The organism is Patescibacteria group bacterium (assembly GCA_034660655.1).
Taxonomy (GTDB): Bacteria; Patescibacteriota; Patescibacteriia; order JAACEG01; family JAACEG01; genus JAACEG01.
In genome coordinates this window covers 19,166-29,012 of sequence record JAYEJU010000047.1, presented here as the reverse complement: position 1 = coordinate 29,012, position 9,847 = coordinate 19,166, and the positions used below count along the sequence as shown (strand labels likewise).

General features: G+C 26.7%; 9 protein-coding genes and 1 pseudogene. 5 read left to right on the top strand and 5 right to left on the bottom strand.

Annotated elements, in window-relative coordinates:
- Window positions 1-669: 669 nt before the first annotated feature.
- The 5 genes and pseudogenes from U9O55_03655 to U9O55_03635 all read left to right on the top strand — a co-directional run bounded on the left by U9O55_03655 (window position 670) and on the right by U9O55_03635 (window position 5,667).
- Window positions 670-1,209 carry a hypothetical protein gene (locus tag U9O55_03655; protein ID MEA2088906.1) on the top strand — a complete coding sequence of 180 codons (540 nt, stop codon included), beginning with the start codon at window positions 670-672 and terminating at the stop codon, window positions 1,207-1,209.
- A 330-nt stretch (window positions 1,210-1,539) separates the two neighbouring features.
- A pseudogene (gene dcm, locus U9O55_03650) lies at window positions 1,540-2,562 on the top strand (DNA (cytosine-5-)-methyltransferase).
- Window positions 2,560-3,618: a DNA adenine methylase gene (locus tag U9O55_03645; GenBank protein MEA2088905.1), complete on the top strand. Its 1,059-nt coding sequence runs from the start codon at window positions 2,560-2,562 to the stop codon at window positions 3,616-3,618. Before dcm ends, U9O55_03645 begins: the two are co-directional and overlap by 3 nt.
- A gap of 16 nt (window positions 3,619-3,634) precedes the next feature.
- Window positions 3,635-4,699, top strand: a complete 1,065-nt coding sequence (locus U9O55_03640) for an HNH endonuclease (GenBank protein ID MEA2088904.1) — start codon at window positions 3,635-3,637, stop codon at window positions 4,697-4,699.
- Between the two features lie 44 nt (window positions 4,700-4,743).
- The gene (locus U9O55_03635) at window positions 4,744-5,667 is read left to right on the top strand and encodes a manganese-dependent inorganic pyrophosphatase (protein ID MEA2088903.1); all 924 of its coding nucleotides are present in this window, start codon (window positions 4,744-4,746) and stop codon (window positions 5,665-5,667) included.
- A 72-nt stretch (window positions 5,668-5,739) separates the two neighbouring features.
- Here the strand turns inward: U9O55_03635 and U9O55_03630 are convergent, their stop codons facing one another.
- The 5 genes from U9O55_03630 to U9O55_03610 form a co-directional block, all read right to left on the bottom strand.
- Window positions 5,740-6,027 (bottom strand): hypothetical protein, encoded by a 288-nt coding sequence (locus U9O55_03630; protein ID MEA2088902.1) that lies wholly within the window; start codon window positions 6,025-6,027, stop codon window positions 5,740-5,742.
- Between the two features lie 12 nt (window positions 6,028-6,039).
- Window positions 6,040-6,597, bottom strand: coding sequence for a hypothetical protein (locus U9O55_03625; protein ID MEA2088901.1), 558 nt, complete (start codon window positions 6,595-6,597; stop codon window positions 6,040-6,042).
- Window positions 6,598-6,612: 15 nt separating this feature from the next.
- Window positions 6,613-7,173, bottom strand: a complete 561-nt coding sequence (locus U9O55_03620; protein ID MEA2088900.1) for a hypothetical protein — start codon at window positions 7,171-7,173, stop codon at window positions 6,613-6,615.
- 9 nt (window positions 7,174-7,182) lie between these two features.
- On the bottom strand, window positions 7,183-8,247 hold the full coding sequence (pilM, locus tag U9O55_03615) for a type IV pilus assembly protein PilM (GenBank protein ID MEA2088899.1): 1,065 nt from the start codon (window positions 8,245-8,247) through the stop codon (window positions 7,183-7,185).
- A 63-nt stretch (window positions 8,248-8,310) separates the two neighbouring features.
- Window positions 8,311-9,735, bottom strand: a complete 1,425-nt coding sequence (locus U9O55_03610; GenBank protein ID MEA2088898.1) for a hypothetical protein — start codon at window positions 9,733-9,735, stop codon at window positions 8,311-8,313.
- Window positions 9,736-9,847: the final 112 nt, after the last annotated feature.

The window sequence follows — 9,847 nt, the reverse complement described above, 5'->3', positions numbered from 1 at the left end:
TTATGACAATGGAACCGAAATAGAAAAAGAAGACGAATGGCTTGAAAAAAATTAAACTATAAAAAACCAATAGAAGTGTTTTAAAAAATTTTCAATTTACCGATTAAGCTTTGGAATAGAATTCAAGGGAAATAAATTGACAAAAGATTTTTTTATTAATATAGATAAGCGGAGAACAGAAGAAAAAATAGATAAAAATTTTGCAGAAAGATTTATAAAAAAAGCAATGGAGAATATTATTGAGGAAAAATTTTAAGAAAAAAAGAAAAAAATTTGTTGTCGCAAAATATTTTTAAGCCCCCATAGCTTGAAAAATATTTAACCTTGCGTCGCAGGGGTTTGTTTACTTAAATGGATTGTGTTATTATTAGATAAGGGTCTGCTGACAAGAGTCTTTTTCTATCGAAATTTCCGTATTCCTGCCTACGGGCAGGCAGGTTGGTCAAATTTCCCTAAAATTTTTTTACCTTACCTAGTTGGTAGGCTAAAAAAATTGTTTGAAAAATTTACCTCAAAATTTGAAAATTTCATTAACGAAAGCACTCTCTTTAGCAAATCTTAAATAATTTTTTAATTTAATATTTATATGATATATATCACAGGGCATAAACCGCCGGATTTGGATAGCGTTGCCGGCGCGATATCTTTCGCGAATTTTAAAAATAAATTATGAGAGAAAAATTAAGTAAAATACGACCTTCAAAAAATAATATTTATAGTTTTTTGTTTAATGCTTTATTACTTTCGGCTACTTTGTGGTTTGGTCATTATTATATAAAAGTTAAATTGATAAAAATTGATCAAGAAAAAATAGAATATCAAAATTTAGTAGATGAAAAAAAAGAATTTATTAAAAATTTTGCTAGATTAGCAGAAAATAAAATATATTCTGCTGAAAATTTTTATAAAAATAAAATTGGTGGTGTAGACAATAAAATTTTAGATAGGTCATGGGAAAATTACATGCAAGCTACATATGAATGGAGTGGCGAACATGTTTTGAACAGTGTTTTTATCGGGTATTATTTTAGTAATGAATTAAAGGATGAGTATAATAATATTTTAGTACCAAGATTTGAAATTTTGCACAGTAATTTAGTAAAAACAAAAGAAGGAGAATGTGTTGCTGATATGGAAAATATAATAGAGAACGCAAAAAATGAATTGTATATTGTTACCGAGAGATTATTATTTGAAAGATTTTTATAAGGTTAAATATTTTTTTAATACATATTTATTTTGCAATAATTATTAACTGAATAAATTTCGACTTTCTTCCAAAAGGCGAGTAAGCAAAAAAATGGGGTAAATATATACTCTATTTTTTTGTTGTGGTATAATTAAAATAATAATAAATTATTTATGATTAAAGACAAAATTAAAAATAAATTTATTGATTCTGCGGTTGTTTCCGAAAATGGAGATTACAATTTTCACAAAAAATTTAAAAAACAAAATAAAAATTTTAGTTATATTACAGATAGAGAAGTGCAAGGGACACTTTTTGATTTGTTAAAAATTGAAAAATTTGCGTATAAAATGAATTCAGAAAATAAGAAAAATAATACCGAATATAATTTATTCAATAAACCAACATATATTGATTTGTTTTGTGGTGCCGGAGGTTTTTCTTTTGGTTTTGATGAAGCTGGATTCAAAAATATTTTTTCTGTAGATATTGAAAAAAATTTTTGCAATACATATAAGACAAATTTTTCAAATCATAATTTAATAGAGAAAGATATAGGCAAAATTACAGAGGAAGAAATCAAAAGCATAGTAGGAAAAAATAAAGTAGATGTGGTTATTGGAGGTCCTCCGTGCCAAGGATTTAGTATTGCAGGAAATATTGGAAGAAAATTTCTCAATGATTCCAGAAATCGATTATTTAAGGAATTTATTAGAATTGTTTTTATTGTGCAACCAAATTATTTTGTGATGGAAAATGTAGCACGTTTATATACACATAATAATGGAAAAACAAGAAAAGAAATTGTATTCAATTTTAAAGAAATTGGGTATAATGTTGAATGTAAAATTTTAAATTCAGCAGATTATGGAGTACCACAAATTAGAAAAAGAGTTATTTTTATTGGTTCAAAAATTAATAATAAAATTTTATTTCCACAAAGAAACATTAGGTATTATAAAACAGTAAAGGAAGCATTAAATAATTTACCAGTTTTGAAATCAGGAGAGAAATCCAATATTAAAAATCATGTAGCGATGAATCATTCAGAACAAATGTTGCAAAAAATGAGTTATATTTCTGACGGAGGAGAAAGGGATGAGATTCCAGAAAAAATAAGACCGAAATCTGGAGACATAAGAAAATATATAAAATATAATAGTGGGAATCCATCAGTAACTATTACAGGAGATATGAGAAAAGTTTTTCATTATTCTCAAAATAGAGCTTTAACTGTAAGGGAACTAGCAAGATTGCAATCTTTTCCAGATGAATTTATATTTAAGAGCACCTCAATATCTCAACAGCAGCAGGTTGGAAACGCTGTCCCACCTCTTATGGCAAAAGCAATTGCCAATAGTTTAAAAGAAATGATTACAATAGATAATAGCAAAAGAGAAGAAATGAATATTCTGTTTAAAAATAAATTTCCAAGAGTTAATTTTATAGGAAATAAAGAAAAATTAGCAAAATGGATATGTGATTATTTTCCAAAAGATGCAGAGTCTGTTTTTGATGCTTTTTCAGGAGGATGTTCTATGGGCTACGAAGCAAAAAAAAGAGGATACAAAATTATAAGCAATGATATTTTGAAAGTCAATTATCTGCTTTCAAAATCACTCATTGAAAATAATCAAGAAATGTTAACAAATGAGGATGTAGAAAATATTTTTTTTGGGAAACCAATGAAAGGTTTTATGTATAAAAATTATGCAGATGTTCTTTTTTTTTCAGAAGAGTGTATGGAGTTAGATCTATATAGAAAAAATATAGAAAATTTATTATCAGATTATAAAAAGGCGATGGCTTTGACATTGTTGAGGAGATCGATGATTAGAAAAATGCCATATTCAAGATTTAATATTAATTGGAATAAAATAAAACAATTAAGAAACGAAAAATACAGTTATAAAAAATATAAGAGGAAAAGAGCATATCATAATGAATCGTTTAAAAATCATTTTTTGAAAAATCTTAATGATTACAATAAGGCAGTTTTTGATAATCAAAAAAATAATAAATCATATAATGAAGATATATTTTTTGTATTAAATAAAATAAGTGCTGATATTATTTATTTAGATCCCCCATATACAGGGACAATGAATAATTATTTTGGTTTTTATGGAATAATTGATGAATATATTGAATCTAAAAAGTTAAAACCTTTTAAAAACAATTTTATTGATAAAAAATCATCATCATTATTATTTAATAAATTATTTTATAGTTTATCTAATTATAAATATTGGTTTTTAAGTTACAACAATAACTCATATCCAAGCAAAGAGAATTTATTAGATATAATAAAGAGATATTCAAAAAATATAGAAGTTGTTGAAAAACCACATATTTATAAAGTTACGGGGAAAGAAAAAAAACAAAAGAATACAGAATATTTATTTATTATTAAAAATAATAGGATCTAATCTTTAAACAAAAATTATGACTAAGCAAAATTATGAAGATTATTGGAAATTGACTGTTGAATATACAGACATTAATGATGATAAATTTATTGGGACATTGCAGACAATAGTAGATTTTATAAATAAAAATGATACTTCTCAATATTCTTCAAAAATGTATAAACAATTACAAGAAGTCGTTTATAAAAAGTATCCAAAAAAAGATATGGGTTCTGTTAGAAAAAGTATTAATCAATTTGTAAAACTTGGTTTCATAAATTATGAATTAAAAACTTACAATGATTCTACAATCGAATTTTTAGAAGCAAGAACCAAGAGAAAAAGAAAATCTATTTTTTCTAAAATTGTTTATTCAAATTCTAGTTTTAACAGTTCGGTAACAGAATATTCAAATCAAAAAGAGATAAACTTTCTTTTAAAAACTCTTGAGGAAATTGGAAAATTAGATAAAAAAGACGTTGTCGGTTTGATGACAGTAAATATACCAAGTATCAAAAAAGGTTTTTTAGAAAAAGACGAGATTAAAATAGTAAGAGAAAAAGCTGAAAAAATAAGTTTTATAAAAAGAAAATATAACCAAGTGGGATATCTATGGAATTTTTTGAAAAAACTTGACGATTTAGTGATTATTAATAATGAATTATATTTTGAAGAAGATGCTCAGGTAATTTTTGGAGAAGAATTAAAGATTGGGGTAAAGACAAGAGATGCTTACTTACACAGAATTTATAAAAATTTATTGAAGAATGAGACTGATGAAAAAATAGGAGACATAAAATGTATGTTAGAAAAATTATCTTATCCTTCTTTGGTAGCAAGCCATATTAAGCCTTTTATAAAATCCAAAGATGATGAGGCGTATGACCCAAATAATGGATTATTATTAAGTAGAAACATGGATATGTTATTTGATCAGGGATATATATCTTTTAAAAATAATGGACAAATAATTTTTTCAAGACAGTTAAAAACAGATGTAATAAAATATTTGAAAAGTTATAGATTAGATGAAATATTTATTAATAATAAAAGATTGCAATATTTTGATTATCATAGAAAAAATATTTTAAGAATTCAATAAAATATTAAGACATAATTTTTTATAATTTTAATTTATATATTTATATGACATACATCACAGGGCATAGGCCGCCTGATTTGGACAGCGTTGCCGGCGCCATATCTTTCGCGAATTTTAAAAATAAATTAGAAAAAACAAATCAATACAAAGCCATTATCGCTTCAAAAGTAAATCAAGAAACAGCCTATATTTTAAAAAAATTTAATTTTAAAACGCCGACATTAGTAAAAAACGCGAAAGGAAAAAATTTGATTTTAGTCGATCATAATGAGTTTTCGCAAGCAATTAACGGAGTAGAAAAAGCTAATATTATTGAAATTTTAGATCATCACAAGGTTAATTTTAAATACGACAAGCCGATTGTTTTTGAAGTTAAGCCTTGGGGGTCTGTCTGCTCTATTATTGCTGAGAAATATTTTAAAAATAAAATCAAAATCAGCAAGGAAATGGCAGGGTTTATGCTGTCTGCTATTTTAGTTGATACTGTGATTACAAAATCGCCGACTTGCACGCTAAAAGATATAGAGATAATAAAAAAGTTGGCGCGATTGGCTAAAATTACTGATTGGAAAAAATTTGGAATGGAAATTTTTAAAGTTCGTTCCAGCTTGGTTAATCTTTCTTTAAAAGAAATTATAAAAAGCGATTTTAAAGATTTTGATTTTAAGGCGGGAAAATTCGGAATAGGACAGGTTGAAACAGCTGATTTAAGCGAGATTAAACTTCTTGAAGATAAACTTTTATTAGAATTAGAAAAAATAAAAAAATTAGAAAAATATCATACTGTAATATTATTTATCACTGATATTATAAAAGGAGGGTCAGAATTTCTTGTCGCAAGCAATGAACAACAAAAAGTTGGAAAAGCCTTAGGCGCGAAATTAAAAAATAATAGTGTTTATTTAAAAGGAGTTATTTCCAGGAAAAAACAGGTCACGCCAAAACTTGCCAAAATTTTTGACAGATAATTTTAAATTTGATTTTTAAAAAATAAAAACGCGGAATTTCCGCGTTTTTTTTAAATTGCAAATTAATTTTTTTTATTCAAAAATATTTTGTATTGAATTAAAATTAGGAAATGGCCTGTTTGTTTTTTCATTTATTTTTAATTCAACTTTGTTAAAAAGCTCCATATCAATATTTTCTATTGCCAATTTATTTTGAAAATGATATATGGTTTCTATATTACTTAAAGTCAAATAAAAATTTTTATATAAAAATAAAGCCAAAAAAATAATAATTGTTGTAAAAAACAAAATAATCATAAAATACGCAAATTTTATTATATTGATATTTTTAATTTTTTTAAAAGATATTTCGTATTTCATATTTTTTAATATTTATTTAAAATAAACCTTGGCTTTTATAACAAGCTTGAGCTGGTCTTCTTTTTTTTGCTCATTGTTAATATTTGTTTCATTTGTTTTTTTTATTTTTTTATTAGACGACAAAATTATTGATTGTATATTTATATAATATTTTTCTTTTTCTAAAGATGTTAAATATTTAATTAAAGAAATATAATCACCAGCTAGATTAATAGACAAGGAAAGATATTCTTTGTTAATGTCAGCTTGATTAACAATTTTTAGATCTTGTTTAATTGAATATCTGTTCGCGATTTTTTCAATTGTTTTTATAAAGTCAAGTTCTTGGCCTGGAATAATAAAGCTTGAATAAAATTCAGGGGATTTTTTGATTTTATTTATTCTTTCCAATTTTTTTTTAATATCTTGATTTGCAAAAGATTTTTTTTCTAAGACTGATTTTTTGTCAGCGATACCGGTAGATATTGTTTTTATTTCTGAAATAGTAGGTAATATTAAAAAAAATAATATAGCTATTGTTGACAAAAAACCGATTATGAGAGCAGATATTTTTTTGCTTAGTTTATCCATTTTTTTGTAAATAAATTATTTAATTTTATCTAAATGCATTAATTCAGTTGATATTTCAAAGTCAATATTTTCTTGTTTTAATAGTGTATTAATTGGAAGTTCAATATTTTTTATGTAGGAAATAGAATTCAGAACATTTTTGAATCTAATAAGATTATCCCTGTTATTAGTAAATCCTTTCATTTTAATTAAAATTGTTTTATTAGATTTTTCTTTTTCATTTATTTGCAGAGAAAGATTATTTAAGGTTATTTTTTTTGGAATTATTTCCGTGATTTTTATTAAAATTTTTGAAAAAACAATATTTTCATTTTGTATTTTTGACAAAGCGCTTAATCTATTGTTGCATTCTTCAATTTCTGAGTTTAATTCTTTATTATTTTGAACTATTATATCATTTTGTTTTGTCATATTTTCCAAACTATGTTTCATAATACATTTAAACGCGAATAAAAGAGAAAAAATTATAACTGCCAGCCATAAAAAACTAGTAACAATTTTTGTTGCCAAAGACAGGTACATTTTTGTGTTTAATTGTTTTTTTTCTCTGCTTGGTAGCAGATTAAGCGTAATCATAAATTTATATTAAAGAATTCCGCGCAATGCCATGCCTATTGTTGTCGCAAATTCCAAAGCTTTTTCTTGATTTAATAAATTATTAGTTTTTTTAATATTAATTAGCGGATTTCCAACAATGGTTTTAATGTTTAATTTTTTTTCCACTAATTCATCTAAATTTTTTAAATTAGCTCCTTTTCCGCACAGAATTATTTTTTCTATGGGAAATTGGTTCTCTGAATCATCTTTTCGAGACAGTAGTATGTTTTTAACGTCATTTGTTAATTTATTTATCAGCGGATCGAGCGCTTTTTTTAAAGCGCCATGGCATTTTTTATCGTTAACTCCGCAAATTTTTTTGGCTTTTTCTGTTTGCGATTTTGACAAGTTTAATTTATCAGCGATTGTTTTATTAATGGCATCGCTTGTAAGCGGAGTATTAACAACAAATTCTATAATATTATTATTACCTAAAATAATAGTAGAATGAAACTCGCCAATATATATGATTATTTTGATTTGTTTGTTTTTTATTGGAATTAAAGATCTAATAATAGCAGCTGCTTTAATATCTATCGCGTTTAAAAACAATTCAGAAGTTTTAAACGCGTTTATATAATCATCAATAATTGTTTTTGGAGCTGCTGATAATAAAATTTTTTTTTGCTCGTTTGAATTTTTTGTGCAAGCATATTGCCAATCAAAATAAATATCTTCTATTAAAAAAGGAATCTCTTTTTTTATTTCTTCTAAAATAGCTTCCTGAGTTGATTTTTGGTCATCATCTTTATTTTTGCTGATTTTTTGTTTCATCTTTATTAAAACAGTAAAAGTTTTTCTGTTTGAAGATGAAGTTACAATGTTTCCTTTAATTTTTTTATTGCCTTTAATGGTTTTTACTGATTTAATAATATATTTTATAAGACTATCAACATCTTTTATTTCTCCGTCAACTACTATGTTAGGAGGTAAAATAATTTTATTATATCCTTCTAAATAAATAGTTTTTAATTTCTTTTTTAAAGAAATTAATTTTATAAAAGAATCTGATATTTCTATTCCTGTTGATGAATTTGAAAAAATATTAAACATATATTTAGCTTTGTTAGCTTTTTAGCTTCATTAGCTTATTAGCTTATAGCTTGATTAGATTTATTATTTTTCTTCCCACGAAATAAAAACATATTCTCCTGTTGTTGGGAAGGATGGCGGAGGAGAATAAACCAAAGAATTATTATAATTAATGTTTCTTGTCCAGTAGCCGGAATCAGGACAGCACCAATGCAAGACATATCTTGTGTTCATGGCAAAACTTCCTGTTATAGTTATTGTGTCTCTTAAATTATGAGTGTTTGGATTTCTAAAATCATCGTAATAAGGTCTGTAAAATCTTCCATTTTGCGCCAAAATAGCGGCTTCAATTTCTAAATCGTCTTCGCTATAATATCCGATTTGTACATGCTTTTGCGCTATAAGGCCTATAACATCGCTTCCGTCGCTATCATTATTAACAAGATCATTTACGATAGTTATGCTTGTATATTTTGTAGGATTGTCAGGAAATCTGCCTGAAGCCAATGTTACTCTGCCATTTACTATTCCTTCAACCCATACATTCGCTTCCACAAAAATTATTCCATTATTGGGAATAGGATTAGCTGAACTTTGCAAAGTTTCAGTCGCAATATCATAAGAATCGACAATCCATCCTTCATAACCGCAATATATATCTCCATCAGGCTCTAAAGTATTAACTTTATAAACATCAAAAGTTCCGTCAGAATTAAAATGAATATCATAGCCGAGCGGGCTGTAATTAAGATAAAATCCGTCTGATTGAGCGTCCGCTTTCATTTGCGCTAAATCTGCTGTTATGCCAGCGAAATCAACAGTCCCAACCGGAAAACTCGTGCCGTTTAAAAATACAGTTTCTGGGGATGCGCTTGCCGTCCATACTCCAGGCCGTTCGCAAAGATCAACAAGCCACCATGTATCAGGATCATCATAGCATAAAACAGCGCTGCTAACAAGATTGTGGGCTACGCCGTCAAAACGAATTCCCCCGTTAGAATGAATCGGACCGAAAATTTCAGTTCCAGATCCAAATCTAACATTAGAATTGACAACTACAGCGTAAGTCGCGAAAGACGGGATTCCATATCTTACCTCAATAGACCTTTGAATACTTGGAAAATCGTTTGTCCATCCAGTTGATTTTATTGTCGCGATTGTTGATCCAACAATAGGCGGTGTTATTTCTAAACTAAAATATCCTTCTATCTCTCCCGTCGGGGAATTAAAAGTATGTTGGTACGGTCCGTTTGGAGGAGTTCCGTCTGGGTCGCTTCCTGTCCCGTCAAAAAAATCTGTTTCTTCATGCGCTAAATGCCAGCGATAATAATTAACACCGGCTTCAGCTATATGAAGAGCTTGCGTTTTTGCTGTTTTTCTAAGATATAATTTATATTCATAAACTCCTAAAATAGCAAGCCCTCCGGCAATTACTATAAAAATTGAACTAAGAGACAGGGCGACAATAAGCATAACTCCAGATTGGTTGTTTTTTATTTTATTAAACATGTTTATTTTAAAATTTTATTTTTTCAATCCCCCTTTAGCAAAGGGGCTGGGGGATTTTAAAATAAAAATTTTATAATTTAAAAATCCTCCAACCTCCTTTTACAAAGGAGGA

Coding starts and splice junctions, on each gene's coding strand:
- pilM (MEA2088899.1), bottom strand. CDS start 8,247: ATGTTTAATATTTTTTCAAATTCATCAACAGGAATAGAAATATCAGAT.
- U9O55_03655 (MEA2088906.1), top strand. CDS start 670: ATGAGAGAAAAATTAAGTAAAATACGACCTTCAAAAAATAATATTTAT.
- U9O55_03610 (MEA2088898.1), bottom strand. CDS start 9,735: ATGTTTAATAAAATAAAAAACAACCAATCTGGAGTTATGCTTATTGTC.
- U9O55_03640 (MEA2088904.1), top strand. CDS start 3,635: ATGACTAAGCAAAATTATGAAGATTATTGGAAATTGACTGTTGAATAT.
- U9O55_03630 (MEA2088902.1), bottom strand. CDS start 6,027: ATGAAATACGAAATATCTTTTAAAAAAATTAAAAATATCAATATAATA.
- U9O55_03635 (MEA2088903.1), top strand. CDS start 4,744: ATGACATACATCACAGGGCATAGGCCGCCTGATTTGGACAGCGTTGCC.
- U9O55_03625 (MEA2088901.1), bottom strand. CDS start 6,597: ATGGATAAACTAAGCAAAAAAATATCTGCTCTCATAATCGGTTTTTTG.
- U9O55_03620 (MEA2088900.1), bottom strand. CDS start 7,173: ATGATTACGCTTAATCTGCTACCAAGCAGAGAAAAAAAACAATTAAAC.
- U9O55_03645 (MEA2088905.1), top strand. CDS start 2,560: ATGATTACAATAGATAATAGCAAAAGAGAAGAAATGAATATTCTGTTT.